A 26,627-nucleotide genomic window follows, 5' to 3' on the forward strand; every position below is an offset into this window, starting at 1 on the left:
TGTGGCCGTTCAGACGCGTCTTCCCTCACAGCCCTTGTTGGTTCCATGGTGGAACCAGGCACAATGGGACACGTGCAAGAAGAAACTCACTCCAAGATGACCACCGCAGATGCGTTCACAATCATCGCAGTCACCTTTGTTGCGATGCTCTTGATCTCTAATATCGCGGCGACCAAACTGTTCGGGATCACCGTTGGGCCAGCCCATTTCATCTTTGATGGCGGCGCGCTGCTGTTCCCCTTCACGTATGTTCTGGGTGACGTCCTCGCCGAGGTCTACGGGTTTGCGAAAGCGCGCATGGTCATCCTCATGGGGTTTGCCGCGTCAGTCCTGGCCGCCGGTGTCTTCCTGATCGTTCAGGCCATGCCGCCCGCCGAAGAGTACGCCAACCAGGAGGCGTTCGAGGCCGTCCTCGGCTTCGTCCCCCGAATCGTGGCCGCTTCCCTACTGGCGTTCTTAGTTGGGCAACTACTCAACGCATACGTCCTCGTCAAAATCAAGGAACGCTACGGTCCGAAGCGTCTCTGGGTCCGCCTGCTCGGCTCGAGTGTCGTGGGGGAAGCCGCGGACACAATAGTATTTTGCACAGTTGCTTTCCTCGGCGTGCTAACCGGCGCCAACTTCTGGAACTATGTCCTGGTGGGATTCGTTTACAAGATGACCTTCGAAGTGATTCTGATCCCGGTTTCCTACTTTGTGATCGCAAGAGTGCGCCGCCTCGATGAAAGGGCCCAAGTTGCCTGAGTGGATTTCCAAACCCGTTGACCAGGTTCCTTCCCGAGGCTGGCCGGACCCTCTCGCCCCATTTCCTGGGCAACACTCCGCTGCCGACACCGGCGCTTCTCAGCAGGGCCCGGCGCCTGACGCGTCGTCCCGACCGGACCGCGGATTCGACATCGAAGCAACCTCACACGAAGGCCGCGGGCTTGGCCGAGCAGGCGTAATCCACACGGCGCACGGCGACATCCGCACCCCGGCATTCATCCCGGTTGGCACCAAAGCGGACGTGAAGGGGCTTGTCCCCGAAATGATTGCTGGCACCGGCGCTCAAGCCGTCCTCGCCAACGCGTATCACCTATACCTGCAGCCCGGCTCGGACATTGTGGACGAGGCCGGAGGGTTCGGCGCCTTCATGCATTGGCCCGGACCAACGTTCACGGACTCCGGAGGGTTCCAAGTTCTGTCTATGGGGGCGGGCTTCAAGAAAGTCCTCACCGCGGAGTTCGCCGGCGGTTCGATGAGCTCCGAGGGGGCTTCCGCCCTCGCCGGCAACGGTGGACAAGGGCAGGTTCCCGCCGAGTTTGTGCGACGTCAACGCGAGGCCGTGAAGCAGTCCAAAGCCGTAGTTGACGATGATGGGGTTGTCTTCTCTTCCCACATTGACGGCAGCAAACACCGCTTCAACCCGGAGGTTTCCCTGCGTATCCAGCATCAACTGGGCGCCGACATCATGTTCGCGTTTGACGAGCTCACATCCCTGTCTCATCCGCGTTCCTACCAGTTGGAGTCGCTGGACCGCACGGAAGCGTGGGCTCGCCGCTGCCTAGTCGAACACAAGGCTCTAACTGAGGCTCGGACTCACCGTCCCTACCAGCAGTTGTGGGGCGTCATCCAGGGTGCCGACTATCAGGACTTGCGGATCCGCGCCGCCAGGACCCTTGGGGAAATGGAAGAGGACGGTCAGAGCTTTGACGGCTTCGGCATCGGTGGGGCACTACGAAAGGACCAGTTGGGCGAGATCGTTTCCTGGGCGACCTCGGAACTCCCCGACAACAAGGGACGCCACCTGCTGGGCATTTCGGAACCCTTCGATTTGTTCGAGGCCGTTGACGCCGGGATCGACACATTTGACTGTGTGAACCCATCCCGAGTAGCCCGCAACGCCGCAATCTACACGCCGCAGGGTCGCTTCAACCTGACGAATGCTCGCTACGCCCGTGACTTTGCCCCACTCGTTGAGGGATGTGGGTGCTATACCTGCCAGAATTTCACGAGGGCGTATGTGCGTCACCTCTTCAAGGCCAAGGAGATCCTGGCGGCAACCCTCGCGACCATTCATAACGAGTGGTTCACCGTGCGTCTGGTTGACGCGATCCGCACCGCCCTCGTCGACGGTCGCCTAGGGGACTTTCGCGAGGAGATGCTGGGGACGTTCTACGGCCGCGGCGTCTAGAACGCGCACGGTAGGTCGCCGATGTTGCGGCCCTACGCGCGCTAGGTCGCCGATGTTGCGGCCCCCGATGCCCAAGGTCGCCAAAGTCAGCGTAGGTCGCCGACAATTCGCCCAAACAACGGCGACCTGTGTCGACATCGGCGACGTTGGCTTGGTTTGGTGTCGACATCGGCGACGTTGGCTTGGTTTGGTGCAGGCGGGGGTGCCGGGCACGCGCGCCGGGGGTGCCCGGCTGCCGCGGGGTTCTAAATGTTGAAGCCGATTGCCCGCAACTGGTCACGACCATCGGGCGTAATGCACTCCGGGCCCCACGGCGGCAGCCACACCCAGTTGATGCGGACCTCATCCGTGAACGATCCCAAAACCATTTGCGCCTGACGTTCAATAACGTCAGTAAGAGGACATGCCGCTGATGTCAGCGTCATGTCGATGTCTACGGAGTTGTCCTCGTTGATCTTCACGCCATAAAGCAGGCCCAAGTCAACGATATTGATCCCCAGTTCCGGGTCAATGACATCCTTGAGCGACTCGACAACGTCTTCGGCAGGATACGTGCCATTCTCAATAACCGTCACGCCTGCTTGATCCGGGCTCGGCTGCGGTTCAAAGGGTTTGAACTGCTGAACAGGTTGCTCCTCTTGCGGGATCGGACGTGCTGCCATGGGGTTGTTGGCGGCGTTGTAGTCGGACATTTTCGCCTCCGTCTCAGTTCGTTGTTTGAGTCTGCTCGTGCGCGGCCGTGGATTCTGCTTCTTCAGATCCGGCCTCGCCACCACTTGCTGTCAGATCGATTCCTGCTTGCGCCAAAGCATCGCGCAGCGCGTACCAGCCAAGAAGTGAGCACTTCACCCGGTTGGCAAACATTGAGGTTCCCTCGAGTGCGGCAGCGTCCTCAAGTTCATCAAGGACTTCCTCATCCACACCTTTGCCACGCGAGTGCATCATTTCTTCCATCGCGGCGAACTTACGTCGCACCAGGTCAAGGTCCTGTCCGTCGACCATCTCACTCATAATCGACAGCGATGCCTGTGAGATAGAGCAGCCACTGCCATCCCAAGCAAGCGCGTGAATGTGCCCGGCGTCGTCAACTTCCACACCCAACGTCACCTCATCACCACAGGTTGGGTTCGCCTGAAATGAGGTGAGGTCGAAGCCGTCAATTGGCCCCGCACCGGTGCGGAGCTTCGCGTGATCTAGGATGACCTGTTGGTAAAGAGCATCAAGCCCGCTCACTGGCGCCCCCAAAATACTTCTGGACCTTGTGCAGTCCTTCGATAAACTGTTCGATTTCTTCTGCCGTGGTTGTCAGCGCCACGGTAACGCGCGAGGACGCCTTCACACCAAAGAAGCGGTGCAACGGGATGGCGCAGTGGTGGCCAACCCTGATCGCAACATCCTCAAAATCCAGGACTTGGCCAACATCGTGAGGGTGGACGCCCTCGACCTCAAAAGCCACAACGCCAAGGCGGTGGGCCATGTCTGTCGGCCCGAGGACCCGCACGCCATCGATCCCCGCCATCCGCTCAAGCAACAGCTTTGTCATTGCTTCTTCGTGGAGGGCAACGCGGTCCATTCCCAACTCTCTCAAGTAGTCAAGGGCGACCGCCCAGGCCACAGCCTGAGCAACCGGCTGAGAACCCGCCTCAAACTTGGCGGGTGGCGGCAGGTACTTGGTGGTCTCCATGTCGACGTCGGCCACCACAGATCCGCCGGTGAGGACGGGAGGCATGGCCTCCAATAGTTCCGCCCTGCCCCACAGTGCCCCAATCCCTGTTGGGCCAAGCATCTTGTGGGAAGAGAACACGGCAAAATCAACGTCCAGCGCAGCAACGTCGACTGGCGTGTGAGCACTCGACTGGCAGGTGTCCAAGACCGTGATCGCGCCGACCCGGTTCGCGGCCTCCACTATCTGCTCGACGGGTGAAATGGCGCCGGTGACATTGGACGCGTGCGTGAATGCGACAACCTTGGTGGCATCGTCAATCACGTCTAGGGTGTCGAGGTCGATGCGTCCATCGGGAGTCAGGTCAAGCCACGCTAGGCTCGCCCCCGTCTTGGCGGCCAACTGTTGCCACGGCACCAGGTTGGAGTGGTGCTCAGCGCGCGTCACAACAATGCGATCACCGGGGCGAAGCCGGAAACGTGACGCGGGGTCCAGTGTGTGGCCCGGGTTCGCTGCACCCTGCGTGCTTACGGGGTTGTCCAAGTGCGCAGACCCGAGGGCGGACGCCGATCCATCAGGCATTATCCCCGCACTGGCATTAGTGAAGGCGCTAGCCACCAGGTTGAGCGCCTCGGTGGCGTTCTTGGTCCAAACGATCTCTTCGGCGCGAGCCCCAACAAAGTCGGCAAGCGTCTCCCGAGCATCTTCAAACTGCACGGTTGCCTGGTCACCCAGCAGGTGGGTGTTGCGGTGCACCGCACCGTTGGAGTCGCGGTAGAACTCGGCCTCGGCATCAATCACGCACGAGGGCTTCTGGCTGGTTGCCCCAGAGTCCAAGTAGACAATGGGTCGACCACCACGACCAACCTTTTCGAGCACAGGAAAGTCGCGACGGATTGCACTCAGTTCCGCCGCGGAGAAATCTGTAACTTCGTCCACGATTCCCTCTCCTTTCCTGCTCGGCGCGGGCGCGGTCCCCCGCGGCCCACACTCAGAGAACACGATTCCTTGGGGAGCCTACCCACCCGGGTGGCTCCCCAACGGATCAAGACGCTACGGGAGCCAAGTAGCTGTCGTAGCCTTCTTCTTCCAGCTTGTCAGCCAGTTCCGGCCCGCCCTGGTCAGCGATGCGACCATCAACAAAGACGTGAACGAAATCCGGCTTGATGTAGCGCAGGATGCGCGTGTAGTGGGTGATCAGGAGGATGCCCATGTGATCCTTCGTATGAGCCCGGTTGACGCCCTCGGAGACAATGCGTAGCGCATCAACGTCAAGGCCCGAGTCCGTTTCGTCAAGGATCGCGTAAGCGGGCTCCAGCAGTTCCATCTGCAGGATCTCCAGGCGCTTCTTCTCACCACCGGAGAATCCAACATTGACGTCACGTTCAGCAAAGTCAGCGGGCATACGCAGACGTTCCATTGCTGCCTTGACCTCTTTGACCCAGTGGCGAATAGCCGGAGCCTTCCCATCAATGGCGGTCTTCGCGGTGCGCAGCAGGTTGGACACGGACACACCCGCAACCTCAACCGGGTACTGCATGGCCAGGAACAGGCCCGCCTGGGCGCGTTGGTCAACGCTCATGGCGAGGACGTCCTCGCCGTCAAGCAGCACTTCACCCTCTGTTACCTCATAGTTTGGGTGACCGGCTAAAGCGTAGGCCAGCGTCGACTTGCCCGAACCATTCGGACCCATAACCGCGTGAATCTCACCGGGCTTGATTGTCAGGTCAACACCCTTGAGGATCTGCTTGGGACCATCTGGCGTTCCCACTGTGACGTGGAGGTTCCTGATAACCAGTTCTTTTGCTTCGCTCATTTTTCCGTTCTTTTCAGTGAGTTTCACTTCGAATCAGCCGACTGATCCGGTGCGTAGTCGTAGTCCTTCAGTTCTTGCTCAATCTGGCCAATCAGCCGGTCCTGCAACTCCGGGATACCCACGGAGTTGAGGATCTCCGCGAAGAATCCGCGGATCACCAGGCGGCGCGCCTCCAGTGGCGGAACGCCACGGCTCATCAGGTAGAACAGCTGCTCGTCATCAAAACGACCGGTCGCAGATGCGTGTCCCGCGCCCTCGATCTCCCCGTTCTCAATCTCCAGGTTGGGGACGGAGTCGGCCTTCGCGCCCTCGGTGAGAATCAGGTTGCGGTTCAGTTCATAGGTATCTGTGTTGTCTGCATCCACGCCTATCAGGCAGTCGCCAATCCAAACGGAACGCGCATCTTTACCCTGCAGTGCACCCTTGTAGGCAACACGCGAGTAGCAGTCGGGCTGCGAATGGTAAACAAACACGCGGTGCTCGAGGTGCTGGCCGCGATCCACAAAGTACAGTCCGTTGAGGCGGATGTCGGCGCCGGGTCCGGTGAAGTCCGTGTCGACGTTGATCCGCACGGTGTCGCCACCAAGCGTGACAATCATGTGCTGAAGCGTTGCGTTACGGGCCGCCCGAACGCGGTGCGAGGACGCGTGCACACCATCGCGATCCCACTCGTGAACTGCGACAATGGAGAGCTGCGCGCCCTCGCCCGCCTCAATCTCTACTGTCTCATCAAAGAGTGCGGGGCCGTTATGAAGGATCACAACCGTGCCCTTCGACATGGTCTCAGCCTTGACGACAATGCGCCCGGCCTTCAGTTCCGGACCTGCCGTGACAGTGACGTAGACGGGCTCATCCAGCTCGACCTCTCGGGGGATGATGACCTCTGTCGTCTCCTCAAACTTTTCCCACGCCAAAGCAGCCAGGTAGTCACCGGGCGCTAGAACGACAGGATCCACCAGTTCTTCCCGGCTCACCGTTGCGACGATGACGTTTTCCGGGCCCCGAACATCAATCTGCGGCGCGCCCGCGTATGCGTCGGCCTCGAACAGGGGGCGGATTCGTCGCATCGGGGTGAAACGCCATTCCTCTTCACGACCCTGGGGGCGACCAAAGTCAGCACTCGCGAAAGAGGTGAAACGGTCCGCACGCGAAACCTTCGAGGGCTCCAGGACGTTTGTTGATTGCTTCTGAGTTGTCATATCAGCCGACGGACCCTTCCATCTGCAGTTCGATCAGGCGGTTTAGTTCAAGCGCATATTCCATCGGCAGGTGCTTAGCAATCGGCTCAATGAAGCCACGCACAATGGTGGCCATCGCTTCGTTTTCGTCCAGACCGCGGCTCATCAGGTAGAACAGCTGGTCTTCGTTCACCTTAGAAACCGTTGCCTCGTGCCCCATTTCGACGTCCTCGGTACGAACGTCGACGTAAGGGTAGGTGTCGGTGCGGGAAATCTTGTCGACAAGCAGCGCGTCGCAAAGCACGTTCGACTTCGACTTGGTGGCACGCGAATGCACCTCAACCAAACCGCGGTACGAAGTTCGTCCCCCAGCGCGGGAAACGGACTTGGCAACAATGGACGAGGACGTCTTGGGCGCCATGTGAACCATCTTCGCGCCCGTGTCCTGGTGCTGACCGGTGCCGGCAAAACCGATGGACAGGGTTTCCCCGCGGGCATTCTCTCCCATCAGGTAGCAGGCCGGGTACTTCATGGTGATAGCGGACCCGATGTTGCCATCAATCCACTCCATGGTTCCGCCCTCTTCCACAATGGCGCGCTGTGTCACCAGGTTGAGGACGTTGTTCGACCAGTTTTGGATGGTGGTGTAACGAACGCGTGCATCCTTCAAAACGAAGATCTCCACGATTGCGGAGTGCAGCGAGTTCGTGTCGTAGATCGGCGCGGTACAACCCTCAACGTAGTGAACGTACGAGCCCTCATCCGCGATGATCAGTGTGCGCTCAAACTGCCCCATGGCTTCCGTGTTGATACGGAAGTAGGCCTGAAGCGGGATCTCAACGTGCACGCCCGGCGGCACATAGATAAAGGAGCCACCCGACCAGGCTGCGGTGTTCAGCGAGGCAAACTTGTTGTCACCTGCTGGAACCGACTTGCCAAAGTACTTCTGGAACAGTTCCGGGTACTCACGAAGACCACTGTCGGTATCGAGGAAGATAACGCCCTGGGCTTCGAGGTCTTCCTGAATCTGCTGGTAAACGACCTCGGACTCATACTGGGCGGCAACGCCCGCGACCAGGCGCTTCTTCTCAGCGTCCGGGATCCCCAGGCGGTCGTAGGTGTTGCGAATGTCCTCAGGAAGGTCTTCCCAGGACTGCACCTGACGGTCCGTTGAACGCACAAAGTACTTGAAGTCGTCAAAGTTGATGCTGCTGAGGTCGGGACCCCATGTCGGCATTGGCTTGCGCTCGAAGAGATTGAGAGCCTTCAGACGCCGCTCCAGCATCCATTCAGGCTCACCCTTGGTCTCCGAAATGTAGCGGACAATGCCCTCATTGATTCCCTTGGGAACGCCCTGAGAGTAGTCGTCACTGTCGCGCCACCCGTACTCGTAAGCGCCAATACTGTCGATGATCTCATCATCAGACAGCGGCGCCTTAGGAGCGAGGGTCTCGATTGACTGCGTCATAGATTCCTTCTTTTCGATTCTGTTTCAGTTACCCAAGTCGTCTCTTGAGGTTCACGTTTGCCTCAATGCCATGTTTTTCCGAGGGCGAGCCGCCGGCATGCCGATCGGAATGTGTGTTGTGCAGACATGTCCGCCCTGGGCCAGGGTCGACAGTCTCTGGACGTGGACGTCAAGGATGCGGCTGAATGCGGCCAGTTCTGCGTCGCACATTTGCGGGAAGTCAGCTGCAACATGCTCAATCGGGCAGTGCCCCTGGCATAGTTGGATCGCAAAGTCGCCGCTACCGATGGGGCGGATGCTTGCGGCATACCCGTCCTCGGTGAGGGCCGAAGCAAGCGCCTCTGCCCGCAGGCGTGGATTGGTTCCAGCAGCGCGAACCACAGGGGTGTAGCGCCGCTCAATCTCACGGGAACGAGATGCCGCAAAACCGTCAATCAGCTCTTCCCCAGCGGCCTTCGACATGTACGACAGGGCCTTCGTGGCTAGTTCCATGTAGCCATCTTGGAGGCATTCCCGTCCCCCGTCGGTTGCCACGTAGTGGCGCGCAGGGCGCCCTCGTCCACGCTTCGAGAGGGAAGCAACTTCGTGTTCGCGAATCTCCCCGGACTCTTCCAACGACGTGATGTGCCTGCGCACGGCAGCCGTGGTGAGCCCGAGGAACCTTGAGATGGCTCCAGCCGTAACTGGCCCGTTCTCAATCACCAGGTTGCGGACCATTTGCCTCGTGCCCGTGTCCCGGGCTGCATCGCGGGTCTTTGTAGTCGAGTCTTCACCCATCATGGCCCCCGTTCGCGCAATCGTTCTGCCAAGCCACCACAGGATGCAGTCATCTAAGACCGCTGTGTAGGCTTCCGAAACAGTCTAGCCGATTTTCGAAACACAGCTATTGGCAAAACCTCACGTTTGACCACATTGTGGCAAGGGACCTCTGACTCAGGACCGCGGAACCATGCGGATTACTCCGCCTTGGCCGGGCTTTCGAGGGCGGAAGCCTGCCGCTTTATGGCGGCCTTCACAAATTCCGTAAATAGTGGATGCGGGCTAGTAGGACGCGACTTAAACTCCGGGCGCGCCTGGGTTCCAATGTAGAAAGGATGCTGCTCTTCATCCATCTCCACGAACTCAACCAGCGAGCCATCCGGAGAGAAGCCGCTGAAGCGCAGGCCAACGCCAGCTAGGGCGTCCTCGTACTCCCGGTTGATTTCAGCACTCTGGTGGTGCCGTTCGCTGATCAAAGTCTCACCGTAAATGCGCTGCACGCGCGAACCTTCAACAAGGGCAGCCGGATAGGCTCCCGCCCTCATCCCCGTCTTCCGGTTGGTGCCGTCCTCAGCCTGCTGGACAACCACTTCGTTCTCAATGATGAGCGGGTGGTCTGCTGCATCTCCCGAAACCGGAACGTCAGCCAGAACTCCCTTCGCAGCATCAATGACCATGCACTGAGCGCCAAGCCCAATCCCCAGAACAGGAACGTTGTTCTTTCGCGCCCACTCCAACGCGCCGAGGACGCCCCCGATCTTTTCATTCCCGAATGTTCCGGGAAGGAGGATGCCGTCAACATCAGCCAGCGCCTTCGCAGCAGCTTCTGGGGTAGCGCACTTGTCGGCGCGGATCCACCGGGTCTTCACGCGGCAGTCATTCGCAAAACCGCCAGCCTTGAGCGCTTCCGTAGCGGACAGGTAGGCATCTTGAAGTTCGGTGTACTTGCCAACCAGGGCAATCTCTACCTGATGCAGGGGTGAGTTGACGCGTCGCAACAGGTCATCCCAGCGTGTCCAGTCGACGTCGTGGAAGAGCAGGTCAAGGCGTCGCACCACAAACGCATCCAGACCCTGCCGGTGCAGAACCTTGGGGACCGCGTACAGGGACGAAGCATCCGGGCAGAGGATGACGCCCTCAAGGTCGACGTCGCACATCATTGAGACTTTGCGCTTGATGGAATCTGGAACCTCAACCTCGGTACGCAACACGATGACGTCCGGCTGGATACCCACGGACCGTAGTGTCGCGACGGAATGCTGGGTGGGCTTTGTCTTGATCTCTCCCGCAGCCTGCACGTACGGCAGCAGGGAAACGTGGATGAACATGCAGTTGTCGCGACCTAGTTCACGTCGCACCTGGCGGGCCGCCTCAAGGTAGGGCGCCTCCTCAATGTCGCCGACCGTTCCACCAATCTCCGTAATGATGACGTCGGGGGCTGGGCTCCCGTCGGTGGGCTCAGCCTGGATACGCATACGGCGGGCAATCTCATTGGTGACGTGAGGAATGACCTGCACGGTCTCTCCCCCATAGAATCCGCGTCGGTCATTGGCGAGGACGGAAGAGTAAACCTTCCCCGTCGTCGCGTTGGCTCCCCCGGACAGTGAGACGTTGAGGAAACGTTCGTAGTGGCCGATGTCGAGGTCGGTTTCAGACCCGTCCTCGGTCACAAATACTTCACCGTGCTGGAAGGGGTCCATGAGTCCGGGATCAACATTGAGGTATGGGTCAAGTTTCTGCATCACCACGTGCTGGCCACGGGCGCGAAGAAGCATACCTAAAGATGAGGCAGTGAGTCCCTTACCCAGGGAGGAAACAACACCCCCGGTAACAAAAATCTGTTTTGTGACGTGATTATTGCCTGAAGAAAGCCCGTTGGAGGGCCGGGGAGAGTCATTGACCATGGACCCTAATTCTACGCTGTGACCAGGGGGCAAAACGACTCGCTTCAAGCCCAGTCCGTCACGTTGTGGCGACTATGGAAGAGGTGCTAGCACTTCGAGCGCGCCAGATTGCGTTCCATATGATCCCGTAGCACCCGAAGCTAGGGCCAGGACAGCGTTGAGGGCGCCCATTGGACTGCCACCCCTATCAGCTGTCGCCAGCGGGGAACCCGCTTCGCGGAGAACTGCGATGAACTGGTCTGCCGTGGCGGCCTGTCCCACAGCTACCGCCTGCACACTCGCGTCAGCAAATGCGGTGCCGAGGGCGATCCACCCGTCACGGGTCAGGGGCGCCACAGAGACGGCCGCATCCCCACCGGCCTCGTTCCCTGACTGAGTTTGATCAACCCCGGCAGGGCGTTCGATTCCGGCTCCCACCAGCATGAGCCCATCCGCGAGCTCGGTCGGCAGGGCGACAACCAGGGGCGTGGCCTCATCGGTCAGCATCCCACCAATGAGTTCCGCGTCGGGGCTGTCCACTGTCAACGTTTCTACCAAACCTGTCGCGAGCACGGCGGCTGGAGACGGATCCGCGGGCCGCCCTGCTAGGTACGAAGAGACTGGAGACGCCAGAGTCTCCCGGTAGGTGTTGGCATCTTGAGAGACAAAGGCCTCCGTAAGTTCAACGGGACCCAACACTTGCGCGCCAGCCTGCTCGAGTGCACTTGTTGCAACATCCACATCTGCGCTGGTCGCGTCCGGGAGGACAACCACTGCGATGTTCTTGCCAGACATGGTCCCCGGGAGGACCTGCTCGGCCAGAGCAGAAGCAAGCTCCTGCCCGGCCTCACCTTCCGCCGAGGCCGCTGCCAGTTCCTCTTGAAGATCGGCAACCGAGGCCACAGCCGCCTCATCTGAGCCGACGTTGCTAATGGCATTCTGTAGTGGGCCAGCCCCAAGGACAACCCCAACTGCAAGCGCCAAGAACACGCCAATCAGTGAAACCAGATGGTAGCGAAAGTTGATCATGAGCGGACCTTCCGAGCGGTGACTTTCGTGGTTTGGGGCTGGCTGTCGCGGCCGTGCAGGCCTGCCATCACCCGCGGAGATAGGAGAGAACGGCCCAACATTGGAAGGACGCCTGCGCCGGCGACCCCGATCAGTCCCGAGCCAAGTGGGGTAAACAGGAAGGCTGCGACCCCGGCCAGGAGGGCGGCAACAAGCAGCAGTGCAAGCCACCATCCGGACAGACGAGGACGGTAGACGGCAAGCAGTGCGTCGAGGGAGAGGAGTCGGTCCCGCAGCTGCGCTGCGACAAGCACGCTGCCCGTGGTTTCCAGGCCGCTTCGGTCGATGAACTGGGTGAGGGTGCGCGGCGCGGAGCAGTCCACGACCGCCGCTGCACCGTTGCTGGCTGCGAACAGCATCGCGACGTCGGTGCCTGACAGGCCCGTGAGAACCGCGTCGAAGTCAACGGAGTGTCGTTTCAGCATTTCTCGTGCCGGAACGACTTCGTCCGTGCTGGGTACCACTACTTGACGGACCTTTTTCAGGAGGCGCGCCTCAACGTCCCTTGGGTCACCAACCAGGACCGTTGGTTTCAAACCTACCTGCGCCAGCGCATTTGCTCCCGTTCCAACAGCGATGATGACGGGGTTGTGGTCGCCAACGAACTGGCGTAGCGGTGTCTTTTGAGCGGTGAGGTCGGATGTGGGGGTGGCGATCAGGGCAATCCTTCCCTCCATCTTGACTCGGGATGAAGGTAGCCCCACTCCGTCAACAATCAGGGGCTGTTCGGATGCGAAGTCGCGTGATGCAGATAGGGCGTAGGCGCCAACTTTGCTCACGAGCCGCTCTTGCACGCCTGTTGCGTCCTCGTTTGCGTCGCGAGTGCTGACCCGTCTTCCGGAAGCGAGTAGGCCCTCCTTCGTTGAGACGTCCGCATCTGTGATGTCGAGGACGGCTCCATCCCGGACATCCAAAATGTCATTGCCGAGGTCGTCAATGACCGTGACTCCGCGGTCTAGGAGGGCTGCGGTCCCTGTTGCGAGGGCGCGCCCCGTTGACCCCTTCGCCGCATTGAGGACGGCACCTGGGTTGTAAGAGAGGAGTGTGTGTGCGGCTTCAAAGTCTAAGTCGGGTGCGTCGACGATGAGGATCGTGCCGGGTCGGGGCGCTTGGAGGAAGCGTCCGTGGCGGTCGGCGACCTGAGCGCGGGCAGAGAACGATTGGGGGGATGCCGTAGTCACGATGTCGATTCTTCCACGTTGCCTGCTCTTTCCAGTTTGAGGGCGTGTCGGCGTGCCGCGCCCTCCTTGTCGTCACCGCCCAGCATTCGCACAATCTCATCGGTCTTGTCTTCATTGCTGACGGGGCGCACCCTTGCGGTTCCATCACGCTTTTCAACGACGAAGTTGGCGTCGGCGAGGGCTGCCACCTGGGCCAGGTGCGTGACGACGATGACCTGATGAAAATCAGCTAGGGCCTTAAGTCGCGCCCCAACCTGGTTTGCTGTCAGGCCACCGATTCCGGCATCCACCTCGTCAAACACCATGGTTTGTGGTGTTTGATCGGTGGCGAGGACGACCTCGATGGCAAGCATGATGCGTGACAGTTCCCCGCCGGAGGCGCCCTCGTCCAGAGGAGTTGCTGGAGCATTGGGGTGGGGCTGCAGCAGCATCTGTACGCGGTCTTGCCCCGAAGCGGAAAGTTCAGTCGTGCTGACTTCAACAATGACGCGAGCATTGGCGAGTGCCAGTGCAGCAAGTTCCCCGTTGACCTTCTTCCCGAGGTCTTCGGCGGCAAGCTGCCTTGATGCCGACAGGTTTTCAGCGAGTTTTTGAAGCTCCTGCTCAGCCGCTTCTAGGGCAAGGCGGGCGGCCTGCGGATCCCCTTCGACCCCCTCGAGTTCACCAATGCGCGTCTTGGCGGTTTCGCACCAGGCAAGCAGTTCCGCCGCGTCGCGCGCGCGCCCTCGGCACAGTTCCGTGAGGGTTGCGCGACGTTCATGAAGGCGAGCAAGTTCGTCTGGATCATCAAAGAGGGCCTCGCCGTAGTCGCGTAAATCAGAGATCAGGTCATTGATCTCCGCGTCCATGGACTGCGCCCTCCTACTGTATTCCTCCAGTTGCGGATCGAGGTAGGAGGCCTTGAGGAGAACGTCAACAACGGAACCCAGAAGGTCAGCCACGGCCGGTTCGGATCCAAATCCCTCACCCGTCAGTGTCGCAAGTGCCCCACTCGATGCGGACCGCAACTGTTCAACGTTTGACAGCCTGTCGATTGCTGAATCCAGCTGCACCTCTTCATCCGGGGACGGATCCAATGCTGTGACCTCGTCGGTGACTTCACGCAGGTAGCGCAGTTCCACTTCCAGGCGATCCTCATCGGCTTCCAGTTGTGCTATGCGGGCCCGCAGGTTTGTGACTGTCGCCCACTGCCGCTGATAGTCGACCAACAGCTGGTCGTGTGGTGGCGGGGCATAGCGGTCCAGCAGCTCCCTCTGGTGGGTTGGTGATTTGAGGCGCCACTGGTCGGCCTGCCCGTGGATCGTGATTAGGCTCCCTGCCGTGTCGGCCAGGGCCCTGGCTGGGACGGGTCGTCCGGAAATTGCAGCGCGTGAACGCGAGGGGGTGACAGTGCGCGCGAAGGCCACTTCGCCCTCGTCGACCTGGAATCCCGCTTCCTCCAAGTCGTTTGCAACAGCGGTGGGAACGGAGATTACTGCGTCAACTTCAGTGCGGCCGCGCCCCGTCTTGATGATTCTGGGTTCGGCGCGCCCGCCCGTGAGGAGGCGAAGGGCCGTGAGGAGCATGGTCTTCCCCGCACCGGTTTCACCCGTTATTGCAGTGAGTCCGCCCCCCAGTTCCAGTTCGCAGTCTTCAAGTAACGCCAAACCAGACACGCGCAGATCAGTCAGCATTGAGATGTTCCTCTGCCGCTTCCTCACTTCCCATCGTCGCCACGCCCTCGGCGCGCCAGCCGACGACCGGAAGGTTGAACTTGCTGACGAGGCGAGCGGCGAAAGGTGTGTCGTCGAGGCGCACCAGCTTGATGGGCTGTGATCCCGCGGTGACTTCAATACGTGACCCGGGTGGGGCGACCACTTCGCGACGCCCGTCCAACCACACGGTTGGGGCAACGCGGTTGGATTCGAGGACGCCCACCTCCAAGTGTGAGGTCGGGGCGACAACCAGCGGCCTCGTAAACAACCCGTGAGCGGCAAGCGGAGCCATGACGATTGCCTGCGTTTCAGGCCAAACCACGGGACCACCGGAAGAGAACGCGTAAGCTGTTGAGCCCGTTGGCGTCGCCAAAATGATGCCGTCCGCGGCGTAGGTGGAAACGACCTGTCCGTCGACCACGAAGGCGAACTCTGCGGGGTGGGCGTTATCGGAATGCAGAACAACGGCGTCGTTGAGCGCCCAGTCATCGCGGACGGTTCCGTCCGGGCTGACTATCCGCACTTCCAAGGTCATCCGAGGGTCAATTCCGTAGTCACCGGCGGCAATCTGCCGCAAGACGAACCCGATTGAGTCAGCAGTAGTTTCGGTGAGGAAACCCATGTGCCCAAAGTTGATGCCCAGCAGGGGGACGTCCTCCCGGTAAGCAATCTCAGCGGCTTTCAGTAGCGTCCCATCCCCACCAAGCGTCAAGATGAGGTCTGGCTTTTCCTCAAGGACGAGGGCGTCAAAGTTGGCGTCACCATCCATGATGTCGGCAACATCGATCAGTTCGATGTCTAGTTCTTCGGCGTGGCGATGCAGCCGCTTCGCGGCCTTGCGGACATCGTCGCGGTGCATATGGCGAACAACAAGGATCCTCATTGTGTCGACTCAATCCCTTCTTGGGGCCCATTTTCCACGGCCGCGCGGATCGCATCTGCAAGGTCACTTCCGCTTATTGGCGTCAGCGAACCGCGTTTGACTACCGTATCGGGGGCTAATGCCAGAAAGTATTCCACGTTGCCGGCGGGACCTGGCAGTGGCGATGGCGCTACCCCCACCACGTGCAGGCCAACGCCCTCGGCAAACTCTGCGACCTGGGTCACTGCCTCGATGCGTAGTTCTGGGTCACGGACCACTCCCCCGGAACCAACACGGCCTTTCCCGACCTCGAACTGGGGTTTCACCATGAGGACCTGCAGCGCATCGGGGGCGCATCGGGCCAGGTTGTCGATCACTTTAGTCAGGGAAATGAACGACAGGTCTGAAACCACCAGGGTGGGGGCAGCGCCGCTTTCGGACAGCACCTGTTCGGGGGTGAGGTGGCGAATATTTGTGCGCTCGAAGACTTCCACCCGGGGGTCTTCACGCAGTTTCCACGCTAGTTGCCCGTAACCCACGTCGATTGCAACCACGGACTGCACGCCCCGGCTCAGCAGCACTTCGGTGAAACCGCCGGTGGATGCTCCAGCATCCAAACAGCGTTGCCCGTCAAGTGGCGGCAGTATTCCCTCAAATGCGTCGAGGGCACCCAGTAGTTTGTGCGCCCCCCTGGAAACCCAATCCTGTTCGGGGGCAGCAACTACTTCGAGTGCAACGGAGTCCTCAACCTGTGTGGCCGGTTTCGTTGCGGTCATCCCGGCGACTGTGACGCGGCCAGACGCAATCAACTGCTGCGCAACCGTCCTCGACTCTGCGAGGTGGCGGCGCACCAGTTCTGCATCTAGCCGGCGTCTGGTCATTGCACCTTCAGCGACGCGAGTTCTTCACGCAGCTCTTTCTCAAGGGCGCGCAGACCTCCCAGCTCACTGTTGAGGCGCTGCAGAACATCCGTGCCTTCAGGCGCACGAAGCGCTTCGACAGGCAGCGGATTCTCCAGCGCTTCAGCGAGGCTGTTTTCAGTCATCGCTACCGTCGCCGTCCTCGACAGTGTCTTTGACGGCTTCCGCGGCCTCGTCAGCAATCGCCTCGGCCTCTTCAACGACCTCGGCCTCTTCAACGACCTCGGCCTCTTCAACCAACGCGTCCTCGGCTGCGGCCTCGTCAGCGATGGCTTCCTCAAGTACTGCGTCTTCGCCGGGCGTTTCTTCTTCCGGCTCAGGCTCCTTGAAGTTGGGTTCGGTGATGATTCCGGCAAGATCGGCGTTGTCCACAACGATCAGTTCTGGAATGCGCACCTTGTGGTCGGCATCCGTGGCTTCCCATCCGGCGGCTGCTGCCGCGCGGTAGGTATCAAGGTTGATGGTGACAGGATCACCGTCAGAACGAAGTTCAATACCGTCGACAACCATGTACCCCCAGCGGGTAAATGACACAGGCTGGGAGACACCTGCAGTCCACGTTCCATCCCTGTGGTGTTTGGGTTGCGGATGCGTCTCCTGAAGACCACGCAGGTCAAGCGCTAGGTAAGCGGGACGTTCACCACGCTTGGCGCGTACAACGTCTGCTGCGCTACTGACGCCTGTGAGGACATGCAGGGAAGGCATGCGAGCCGCGAACGCAGCTGCGGTATCCGTTTCCAAGCGGTCACCAACGCTAAGCGGATTCTCAGCTTTGACAGTTGCTGCAGCGCGAATCATGATTTCAGGATGTGGCTTGCCCGTTGCCTCTGCGCGGCGGTTTGTCGCCCTCGATACTGCGGCTACAAGTGAACCGTTACCAAGCGCCATGCCGCGCTCGGTTGGGAGCGTCGTGTCCAGGTTGGTCGCGTAGAACCGTGCCCCATTATTGATGGCGTAGGCCGCTTCAGAAAGCTCCGCCCAACCCACATTGGCCGCGTAACCCTGCACCACGGCGTCAACTTCTCCCTTAGCATCGCGGACGGCGACAAACCCTGCCTCTTTCACCAGATCTTCAAGTGGCTGAGATCCAACGACGAGGACGGTAGAGCCCGGCTCAAGCTGCTCTTTGATGAGGTAGACACAGTCCATAGCCGAGGTCATGATGTGCGGAGCCTCTGCGGGAATACCGAATCCAGCCAACTTCTCAACAACCTCTTGGGCCGATCGCGAGGCATTGTTTGTCGCGTAGGACAGGCTCACGCCATCGTCTGCAACTTCGTTGAGGACTTCGGAGGCGTGCTCGATTGGGTTCGCTCCCTCGAAGCAAACACCGTCCAGGTCAAGCACCAGGGCGTCGTAGATCTCAGACAGTGCCTGCGTGCTTCCTCGAAGTGGGGTTCGCGTGTGGTCAACGTCCGCATCAAGAAGTTCACCAAGGTCGGTGATCTCCATGACCTCTTCCTCAACCGGCATAGCCTCTTCAACTGCGACGGCTTCTTCTTCACGTCCGAGGACGCGCAACAGGTCGGCTTGCATGCTCATGAGCCGAGCGCGCTGCTCATCAACGCCTTCGGCGGGAATGGCGCGAAGTGCATCTTCAACCAGGACCAGACTCAGTTCGGTCTGACCTAGGTCTTGACGAGCTCCTGCTGCAACCAAGATAACTTCAACCTGCTCGTCAAGAGGCATCTTGGAGGTGTCCGCAGCCTCAATGACTTCAAGGGCTTTCTCTGGGCGTCCCAGCCCGCGCTCACTATCTGCCTCAATGGCGCGGAGGGACTCGTCGCCCCGCATCCGTCGGACAGCGCGCACCTCACGAAGAGCTTCTTCGTAGCGCCCGGTGGCGTATGCGGTCAGTGCAGCCGCTTCGCGAACCACATCGACTCGACCCGCGCGCTTCACTGCGGCCTGTGCGTGTTCATATGCCTTGTCGGCATCGACATCCAGCAGCTGGCCAGCCATCACCAGGTGGCGAGCCACAATTTCCTTGTTGGCACCGGCAAGGGTGTCCAGCGCATTGAGAACTTCTTCCCCGATCTCATCTGCCACGACACCTGCGGGAATTACGGGCTCGTTAGGGTCTGCTGAACGGTACTCAGCCTGGTGTGACTTCGGCTTCTTGCTACCAAATCTGTCATCGCGGCGATCTTGGCTACGCCCGTCTGAGCGCTGCCCGGCAAACCGTGGCTGCTCGTCGCGCCTATCCCGACTATCGCCCCTTCGGTTGTCGCGACGGTCATCCCGGCGATCATCCCGACGACCGCGGTTGTCCCGCTGGTTCCGATCGCGATCCCGGTCACCATAGGAACGATTGTCCCGACGATCATCGCGCTGCCCACGGTTGTCCCGACGATCATCACGCTGATTCCGATCACGATCACCATAAGAACGGTTATCCCGACGATCATCCCGCTGCCCACGGTTATCCCGACGATCATCACGCTGCCCACGGTTATCCCGAAGATCATCCCGCTGGTTCCGATCCCGATCACCATAAGAACGGTTGTCCCGCCGATCATCCCGCTGCCCACGATTGTCACGCCGATCATCACGCTGGTTCCGATCACGATCACCATACGAACGATTGTCCCGACGATCATCCCGCTGATTCCGATCACGATCACCATAAGAACGGTTATCCCGCCGATCATCCCGCTGCCCGCGGCTATCTCGGCGATCATCACGCTGGTTCCGATCCCGATCACCATAAGAACGGTTATCCCGGCGATCATCCCGCTGATTCCGATCACGATCACCATAGGAACGGTTATCACGCCGATCATCCCGCTGGTTCCGATCACGATCATCGGAACGCGGCGCCCGGCTTCCACCTTGTCCGCCGCGGCCAGCGTTGTTGTCCCGCCTGTCACCGCGTGGGCGGCCCTGGTCATTTGACCGATTTTCGTACGCCACGTTGCCTCTTTCACTCTGCAGAAATACTGCGACCAGTCTACCCGTGGCCTCCAACAGAGTAAGCACACGCTGGTACGCAACACGTCACGCCTGCCCATTGGGCTTGTAGATCATTGTCTGCGGGGACAGCGTGCTCGCCTAAGGTTGCCGGGGTCCCCTAAGGTTGCCGCAGTCGCCTAAGGTTGCCCGTAATTCGCAAGGATATAGGCAACCTTAGGTGATACCGGCAACCTAAGGTTGCTCTTCATAAGAGGGCCTGTAGGTGGGGTTTGAATCCTCCGGTGTGGAGGAGGCTGTGGTGGATGTAGGTTTGCAGGTTCCGAAATCCGAGGGCCATGCCGCGGAGGTGGTCGAGGAGCCGGTCGGGCTTTGGCGAACCGGTCAGGGCATACGGAGCCGGCTACGCCGTAGCGAGCCGAGCAGGGCATACGGAGCCGGTTAATCCATAGCGAGCCCGCTAGGCTTGCATAACGGTGTGATTCGGGGGTGAGTGAGCCTAATCGGCTCCCTATGCCCTAACCGGCTCCGCAATGCTGAGGAACCCCGCGGGCGCCTTGCACTTGGGGCGCCCCACCCACGTCGGGGGCGCCCCACCCAAATCCGCGGCACCCACGCCCGCCCACGCCTCCGCGAGATCGAATAGTATCGACAGTCTCGGGTCCAATAACGGTGTTATGTGTCGATACTATTCGATCTCGCGGTTTGAGGCGGGTAGAGACGGCAACGGTGCGCTGTCGGAGAGGCGCGAAGGATACCCACAGACTCTTCTGCGGCGACCTTAGGTTTGGGAGGGTGTGGGGAACGCGGTGAAGACCTGCCTCATCAGTGTCGTTAGGAACGATGCCCCCGTGGCGAACGCGAAACCCTGGAGTTTAGACACCAATAATGACCGCGTCCTCCCCCAATAATGGCCGCATCCCCCCAATAATGGCCGGTATCCCAGGCGTGCGCGCATTGGTCCCTTAAACAGCGACCGGCGGCCCGACCCTTCCGAGTCTGACCGCCGGCTCACCGACTACTGGTTCGTGACTACCTCTCGCCTCTTGGCGATTCCCACCCACTGGCGGTGCTCATTATCTGAGCCTCACCCCTGAGCAGTTGGCAGCCCCCAACCTCCTACCTTTAGATGTTCCAAAGGCTCTACTTGCACTCCGGAAGCTTCATGAGAGCATCCGAAAGCACGCCTGAACCGCCAACGAGAGTGACAGTGCCAACCCGAGACCCACTGCCATCGATCCACTCAGAGACCACTGGCTTCGGGATGCACTTCCCATTGGTGAGAACCAGACGCTGTGTCGGGTCACCTGCAGCGGGAGCAGCAGAGAGAGCATCCGGGAAGTCCAAGCCCGTTGCTACCCAGACACCAGTCATGGCAGTGTCTCCAACATTTGCGCTCACATAGTTGTTCACAGCAATGTTGGTTGCATACCTATCCGCACCTGATACGCGGGTGACGGTCGAGAAGTTCTTCTTCAAGTTCGACTCAATCTTGGTATTGACTGCACCTGGACCGCCCGCGATCACAACAGTCTCGGCTCCGAGACGCTTCAGAAGCGCCGTGGATTCCGACATGAGGTTCGAACCCGAACTGCCGTTGACCAGCAGTACCGGAGCATCGAACGCACCCGCAGCTGCCGAAGCAGACAGACCATCCGGGTATGACAGACCGGTCGCAATGAACGCCCGATCGACATCTCGGCCACTGAAGAAGGTCTGGAAGACCTTCGCACTGGTCTCGTAGCGCGTCTCGCCATAGATACGGAGCGGGAACACATTAGTCGCATTGCGCAGCTGTGCGACAACATTCGACGAGACAACTCCCTGCCCACCGATGACATACACCTTGCTTGGTTCCAGGTTCTTGATCTTTGCAAGGGTGTCCGCAGGCATCGCACCAGCAGGCGTCAGGAACAACGCGCCGTCGCTCACTGCTGCCGCTGGAGCCACGGACAATGCGTCTGCAAAGTCCAAACCTGTCGCAACAAACACCACTCCACCCTTTTCGTGGTCGAGGGCGTCATTGACGGCCAGGTTGGTCCCATAACGAGTGCTTCCACCCAGCCTACGGATCTCAAGCTGCCGTTCAGTGGCTTGCACCGCCGAGTTAGCAGTTGTCTTGGTTGGGTCGAATGAAGCCTGGAGGTCAAGGTCTCCCGAACCCGGAACAGTGATACTCACCGTTGCAGAATCACTCCACAAGGTACCTTGCTGCGCGTTCACCACATCCGCGGAACCCAGCGTTTCAGTTCCGGCTTTGATAGTCACCTTAGTGTTCGCAGGTGCTCCAATGGCGTGAATGTTGGCATTCTTGTAGGTGATCTTCGCAGTGGCTCCACTTACGAGGCCGTCTTCAGGAAGAACAACTTCGACACCCTGGCGGGCCCAGTTCGGCTCAATCGCAGAGGAGAATACGCCGTCCTTGAGACCACTCTCCGTCGCGAGGTAGCCAAGCCAAGACTCCCAATCAAGGAGTCCGTAGCTGGAGTTGACCTCTCCCTTGGCAAAGACGTGGAAGTTGTCCCCGCCAGCCGCCAGGAAGGTCATGGTCCCAGCCGTGTATGTCTTCTCGAGGTCGAGCGGCTCGCCATTCAACGTCACAGAGTCAATTACGCCGAGCTTGTAACCCGGATGTGCCGGATCGTCAACCTGGTGGAATGTGTACTGGAAGTTATCTGACAGACCCAGCTGCAAGTAAGACCGGCTGGGCACGGCGCCAGTGGCGGTGCGCTGCCACTGCTGCTCAAGCATCGTGACAATCTGAGCACCCGTCATCTTCACCGTTGCCAGCTCATTGTTGAAGGGCAGCACAGACCGTGCTTGCGCGACCGTGATCACGCCGTCCTTGTCTGGGATCAGATCCGTGCGCAAACCACCGGGGTTTGTGACACCGAAGTCTGGCTTGTTAGCAATCTGAGACAGCTGCCCATCAAGGAGCATATTGCCGACAATGGTTCCCAGAGGAGAAGCTCCACCCCTGTCCTCACCGGACTTCTCGGTCTTCACCCAGACACCATTCTCATAGGCGCCTTCGGTGTAAGCCCGCGAAATCGGAGCGGTGAGCTTAGCGGCCGGCTTTGAGCCTTCAGCGGTCGCAACCTTCAGGGCATCAACAATGATCTTGTATGCATCCTTCGACGTGGCATTGAAGTTCTGCATGGTTTCCATCGGAACCCCTGCCGCAAAGCCAGGCGATGCGGCTGTACCTGCTGTGGGAACGTTCACCGCTAGGTAGCTTTCTACATCACCAGTGTCGTTGACTGTCAGTGTGACCTGACCAATGTTTGCACCGTAGGAACCCGTGGAGACGATAGGACGTGTCTTGCCGTCCGTGCTTCCAGGTACTGGACCATCCCAGGCGTAAACCTGGTGTGTGTGCCCGTTGAAGATCACGTCCACAGCCGGAGAAGTTTCGTTGACGATCTTCGCGAAGACCGGCACGTCCTTGACCTGCTGCTCCAGAGTTCCTGCGGGAACACCGGTTGCAGCACCCTCGTGGTACTCCGCAACAATCAGGTCGGGCTTTTCACCGGCAGGTAGTTTCTCAAGCTCATCAACGACCTCGTTAACCGAATCAACCGGGTCCTTGAACGTCAAACCTGCAACGTTGTTGGGGCTGACCAGTGTCGGGGTCTCCTGTGTTACCGCACCTGTTACCGCGATCTTGAGCCCGTTCGCCTCAACAAAGGCGTATCGCGGAAGAAGTGACTTCCCGGTTTCGTCCACGTAGACGTTCGCGGCGATGAGTGGTCCATCAAATTCGTCGTCTAACCGGCCGGTCAGGTCCGTGTATCCCTGGTCGAACTCGTGGTTGCCCACTGCGGTCACTCCAAGGCCCAGCTTGTTCAACAGATCGATTGTCGGCTGATCTGCCTGAAGCGAGGACGCAAACAGCGAGGCTCCCACATTGTCACCTGCTGAGAGGAACACCGTGTTGGCGTCTCCGCCCATCTGCTTACGCAGCGCTTCCAGCGTGTAGACGAACTGCATGGTGTCATAGGTACCGACATTGGAGGTGTTGAGACCATTCTGGTTGCTGTTGAGTGTCCCATCAATACGACCGTGGAAGTCGTTGATGTTGAAGATGGAAACATCCTTCGTATCGGTGGTCTTACCTGACTTCAGACCCACTATTGCGGGGTCGTGGTCAGAACCCCTGTAGTAGGTGCCTTCCATCTGCTGAACGAAGTCGCCACCGGTGTTGTTGTAGCGGCTGTAGTGGAGGCCGATTTGTTCCGGGGCATTGATGTTCCAGATTGCTGACCCCTGGTTGCGCTGGCTATCGACAATGGACTTCGACACCAGAACGTGGTCAAGGGAACCGTTGAGCCCACTGTAGCTGTACGAGGCCTTACGGGGTTCACCGGTCACCGGGTCGATATTGACGTTGGTGAACCCAGCATTGTAGAGCGTGGTCATTGGCGTCTCATACGTGTACGCATTGAAGTCACCTACGAGGACGACATCCTTGACCGCGACGCCTGTGTTCGTGGCAAGCGTGTTCAACGCTGGACCATTCACCCAATCGGCCAGAGCCTTGGCCTGAGCGGTGCGGGAAGTATTCCAGCCGCCCTCGCCGAGGTCTGCCTCAGCACCGGCACCGGGACTTGACTTGGACTTGAAGTGGTTCGCAACCAAGAAGAACGGTTCACCGCCACCAACGGGAGTGAATGCTTGACCAAATGGAGCGCGTGCGTTCGCAAACGGCTGACCTGCGCCTGACTGGTTGGTCAGGGTGAGCTGTCCGTTGATCAGGGGTGTAACCTTCGCGGGCTGGTAAATGATACCCGGGTACATGACGTCCTGAGAGGCAACTGCCTGCTGACGCAATGGTGTCGGGTCAATGTAAGCCCACTTGCCTGAGGTAGAGGCTTTGTTGAGCGCATTGACCAGATATTTTGCGGAGTCACCTGACTTGGCCGCGGTACCGAACGTCAACTTGAACGAGTTCTCGAGTTCCATAACGCCCAGTGCAGCAGCGTCAAGAGTGTTGATCGCCTTCACGAGCCTGTCCGTCTGGAAGGCAAGCATGGTCGCGTTCCAAGCACCTCGCGGGCCACCTGTTGTTACCGTGCCGCTGGTGACGTTGTTGCAGCTCTTTACCGTAACTGGCGCACCGGAGTTGTCCGTGTAGGGTTCACAGACGTTCGCCCACGCTTGGCCCAACTGAGTTGGGAAGTAGTTCTCAAGGTTGAATCCACCAACGACAACGTCGCCAGTGACTGAGATACTCCCGGGTCGCGTTGCGGAGAACGTGGCCGGCAGGTCAGAGACGACACCCGTTGCGCTGGTCTCGATGGGAGCGGTTGGGTTCAATGTCCAGGCATTGTTGCGGTAGTCAACAATAAGAGGATCCACGAACGTGACGGTGGCCCCCACACGCGTGTTTCCGTTGACGTCGACGTAGGGCGGCACCAACTTGTTGTTAGTGGCATTGCCCCCCGCGAAACGCGTTGTTGCGCCATCATCGAGGACGAAGAGGTTGGCAGCGTTAGCGGTTGCGATTTCTGCACGCTTGGCCGTGTCCGCGGTCACGTCTGACGGCTGGCGCAGCGGCTCACCCGTTACCGAAATCCCGAGCGTTCCGTAAGAGTTGGCGTTGTAGTTGTCGGTAACTGCGAACCCCGCGTCCGAGGACGGGGTGTAGAGCATCGACTGGATCGCTGTGCGGCCCTCAGCTGTCTTCGGCCAAGCTCCCGTGGCGGGTGTGGCCGGCGCAATACCGGTCGTGTCCGCTACGACCTCAATCTTGGAGGGGGCACTTGCCTCCGGGCCGATGTTGAGCTGACGCAGACCATTGAAGGTCGCAACCAAACCGGTAACCTTCACGTATTTACCAACTTCGGGAGTTGGCGCCACGTTGTTACTGTGGTTGGTGTAAACGAAAATTGCGTCTGATTCTGTGGCTAAGTTGTAAGCACCACCGGAACCGGCCGTCTGGATCACAAATCCGTTCAGGCCACCCGTCGGGTAAGCGGCGGTGACCCAGCCTTCGGTTGTGACAGTTTCGCCATCAGCGCCAGCGCGAACTTCCGCGATCGTCGGATTCGCTGACACATCCAGCGGCGCAATATCTGAGGTGCCTGGCACCTGTACTGGCGCCTCTTCTGCTGGCGCGTCTTGTTCGGGAGCCTCTTCCCCTGGGCTACCTTCTTCGGGGTTTTCGTCTGGAGCCACTTCCCCTGCTGGCTCCGTCACGGCGACCTCAGGGTCACCTTCTGGAAGATCCACCGCAAGAGCAGGGCCGGCAAGGGTGAATGAAGTACCCACCAAAGCCGTTGCTGCTAATACGGAAGACCACCGCGAAACTAATCGCATTCTGTCTCCTTCGACAATGTGGGCGTCTATGCCCACATGTTGTAATTAAACAAAAAGGCCGGGGGTAACGATGCCACCATCGCCCCTCCCGACTTTCCACACTTCTCCCCGATTTGAGGAGAAGATTGGACTAGCTAACCTACAGTGCGCGCGCAACGCTTGCAACGCGATTGAGGGCGCAGATGGCGACAGGTCACGCAACCACCACATCTTCGTGCGAAAACGTGCCAGAACGTCCTCCAAGACCTGCACTAAAGTGCAACCTAGCCTCCCTGCGGGAGCTGATGCACCCGAAATGGCACGTCTGTCCACACCACGCCGCCGACGTTGACCCGCACGTAGTACTCCCCCGGCCCGGGTAGCATGACGTCGCCCCAGCCGAGGACTGACGGGACATTCGTTGTCGGCCCCGGCTCCCCTTGCCGCTTTATCTGCCCGGACATGACACCAATTTGTTCATCGCGGCCGTCGTCGCCGCGATGCATCAGGTGTGCCTCAACGACGAGAACCTCGAAGTCGTCTTTTTCATCCAGCTCAATCAGTAGTGGAAGAACTGCGCCGAAGGGTGCGGGAAAGTCCTTACGCCACATCTCGCTCACCCCCGCGGAGAGTACGTTGAGCATCCCCTCCCGGATATTCGCAGCGTCAGCAAGTATTGCCATCGCAAGCCTCATCGTGTTTCCTCTCATCACCCATGTTCGAGGACGATCCCCGTTCCCTCACGTTACCCGCAG

General features: G+C 59.7%; 20 protein-coding genes. 2 read left to right on the forward strand and 18 right to left on the reverse strand.

The features are described 5' to 3' along the window. Positions 1-96 precede the first annotated feature (96 nt). Positions 97-744 carry a queuosine precursor transporter gene (locus IDL90_RS02685; protein ID WP_187994318.1) on the forward strand — a complete coding sequence of 216 codons (648 nt, stop codon included), beginning with the start codon at positions 97-99 and terminating at the stop codon, positions 742-744. Further along, entirely contained in the window at positions 737-2,173 is a 1,437-nt protein-coding gene (gene tgt, locus IDL90_RS02690) for a tRNA guanosine(34) transglycosylase Tgt (RefSeq protein WP_262508955.1), read from the forward strand. Before IDL90_RS02685 ends, tgt begins: the two co-directional genes overlap by 8 nt. A 245-nt stretch (positions 2,174-2,418) precedes the next feature. Here tgt and IDL90_RS02695 read toward each other — a convergent pair whose 3' ends face one another. The 18 genes from IDL90_RS02695 to IDL90_RS02780 form a co-directional block, all read right to left on the reverse strand. Next, positions 2,419-2,865: a metal-sulfur cluster assembly factor gene (locus tag IDL90_RS02695; protein WP_259349582.1), complete on the reverse strand. Its 447-nt coding sequence runs from the start codon at positions 2,863-2,865 to the stop codon at positions 2,419-2,421. 13 nt (positions 2,866-2,878) lie between these two features. Beyond that, positions 2,879-3,406: a Fe-S cluster assembly sulfur transfer protein SufU gene (sufU, locus tag IDL90_RS02700; RefSeq protein WP_182142470.1), complete on the reverse strand. Its 528-nt coding sequence runs from the start codon at positions 3,404-3,406 to the stop codon at positions 2,879-2,881. Beyond that, positions 3,393-4,775, reverse strand: a complete 1,383-nt coding sequence (locus IDL90_RS02705) for a SufS family cysteine desulfurase (protein ID WP_187994229.1) — start codon at positions 4,773-4,775, stop codon at positions 3,393-3,395. The genes sufU and IDL90_RS02705 overlap by 14 nt, the downstream gene beginning before the upstream one ends. Before the next feature lie 106 nt (positions 4,776-4,881). Next, positions 4,882-5,652, reverse strand: coding sequence for a Fe-S cluster assembly ATPase SufC (gene sufC, locus IDL90_RS02710; protein WP_187994230.1), 771 nt, complete (start codon positions 5,650-5,652; stop codon positions 4,882-4,884). A 23-nt stretch (positions 5,653-5,675) separates the two neighbouring features. Then, positions 5,676-6,851 carry a Fe-S cluster assembly protein SufD gene (gene sufD / locus IDL90_RS02715; RefSeq protein ID WP_187994231.1) on the reverse strand — a complete coding sequence of 392 codons (1,176 nt, stop codon included), beginning with the start codon at positions 6,849-6,851 and terminating at the stop codon, positions 5,676-5,678. A gap of 1 nt (position 6,852) precedes the next feature. Further along, complete coding sequence (gene sufB, locus IDL90_RS02720; protein ID WP_182142466.1) at positions 6,853-8,298, reverse strand: Fe-S cluster assembly protein SufB; 1,446 nt, start codon at positions 8,296-8,298, stop codon at positions 6,853-6,855. Positions 8,299-8,349: 51 nt separating this feature from the next. Continuing rightward, positions 8,350-9,078, reverse strand: coding sequence for a metalloregulator ArsR/SmtB family transcription factor (locus IDL90_RS02725; protein WP_262508956.1), 729 nt, complete (start codon positions 9,076-9,078; stop codon positions 8,350-8,352). Between the two features lie 176 nt (positions 9,079-9,254). After that, complete coding sequence (locus tag IDL90_RS02730) at positions 9,255-10,961, reverse strand: CTP synthase (protein ID WP_187994232.1); 1,707 nt, start codon at positions 10,959-10,961, stop codon at positions 9,255-9,257. 72 nt (positions 10,962-11,033) lie between these two features. Continuing rightward, complete coding sequence (locus IDL90_RS02735; RefSeq protein WP_187994233.1) at positions 11,034-11,969, reverse strand: copper transporter; 936 nt, start codon at positions 11,967-11,969, stop codon at positions 11,034-11,036. Then, on the reverse strand, positions 11,966-13,189 hold the full coding sequence (gene steA / locus IDL90_RS02740) for a putative cytokinetic ring protein SteA (protein ID WP_187994234.1): 1,224 nt from the start codon (positions 13,187-13,189) through the stop codon (positions 11,966-11,968). Before steA ends, IDL90_RS02735 begins: the two co-directional genes overlap by 4 nt. Further along, positions 13,186-14,862, reverse strand: a complete 1,677-nt coding sequence (gene recN, locus IDL90_RS02745; RefSeq protein WP_187994235.1) for a DNA repair protein RecN — start codon at positions 14,860-14,862, stop codon at positions 13,186-13,188. Before recN ends, steA begins: the two co-directional genes overlap by 4 nt. Next, a complete protein-coding gene (locus tag IDL90_RS02750) occupies positions 14,852-15,766 on the reverse strand; it encodes an NAD kinase (RefSeq protein ID WP_187994236.1) in 915 nt (304 codons plus the stop codon). The genes recN and IDL90_RS02750 overlap by 11 nt, the downstream gene beginning before the upstream one ends. Then, on the reverse strand, positions 15,763-16,626 hold the full coding sequence (locus IDL90_RS02755; RefSeq protein ID WP_187994237.1) for a TlyA family RNA methyltransferase: 864 nt from the start codon (positions 16,624-16,626) through the stop codon (positions 15,763-15,765). The genes IDL90_RS02750 and IDL90_RS02755 overlap by 4 nt, the downstream gene beginning before the upstream one ends. Further along, entirely contained in the window at positions 16,623-16,790 is a 168-nt protein-coding gene (locus IDL90_RS02760; protein WP_182142458.1) for a hypothetical protein, read from the reverse strand. Before IDL90_RS02760 ends, IDL90_RS02755 begins: the two co-directional genes overlap by 4 nt. Continuing rightward, positions 16,783-18,714, reverse strand: a complete 1,932-nt coding sequence (locus tag IDL90_RS02765; RefSeq protein WP_316930265.1) for an HAD-IIA family hydrolase — start codon at positions 18,712-18,714, stop codon at positions 16,783-16,785. The genes IDL90_RS02760 and IDL90_RS02765 overlap by 8 nt, the downstream gene beginning before the upstream one ends. Before the next feature lie 14 nt (positions 18,715-18,728). Beyond that, on the reverse strand, positions 18,729-19,556 hold the full coding sequence (locus IDL90_RS02770) for a hypothetical protein (protein ID WP_187994238.1): 828 nt from the start codon (positions 19,554-19,556) through the stop codon (positions 18,729-18,731). Between the two features lie 1,162 nt (positions 19,557-20,718). Beyond that, entirely contained in the window at positions 20,719-25,893 is a 5,175-nt protein-coding gene (locus tag IDL90_RS02775) for an ExeM/NucH family extracellular endonuclease (RefSeq protein ID WP_187994239.1), read from the reverse strand. A gap of 263 nt (positions 25,894-26,156) precedes the next feature. Next, a complete protein-coding gene (locus IDL90_RS02780) occupies positions 26,157-26,567 on the reverse strand; it encodes a DUF6941 family protein (protein ID WP_182142454.1) in 411 nt (136 codons plus the stop codon). Positions 26,568-26,627 lie beyond the last annotated feature (60 nt).

The sequence above is a fragment of the Schaalia sp. JY-X159 genome (assembly GCF_014525425.1).
Lineage (GTDB): Bacteria > Actinomycetota > Actinomycetes > Actinomycetales > Actinomycetaceae > Scrofimicrobium.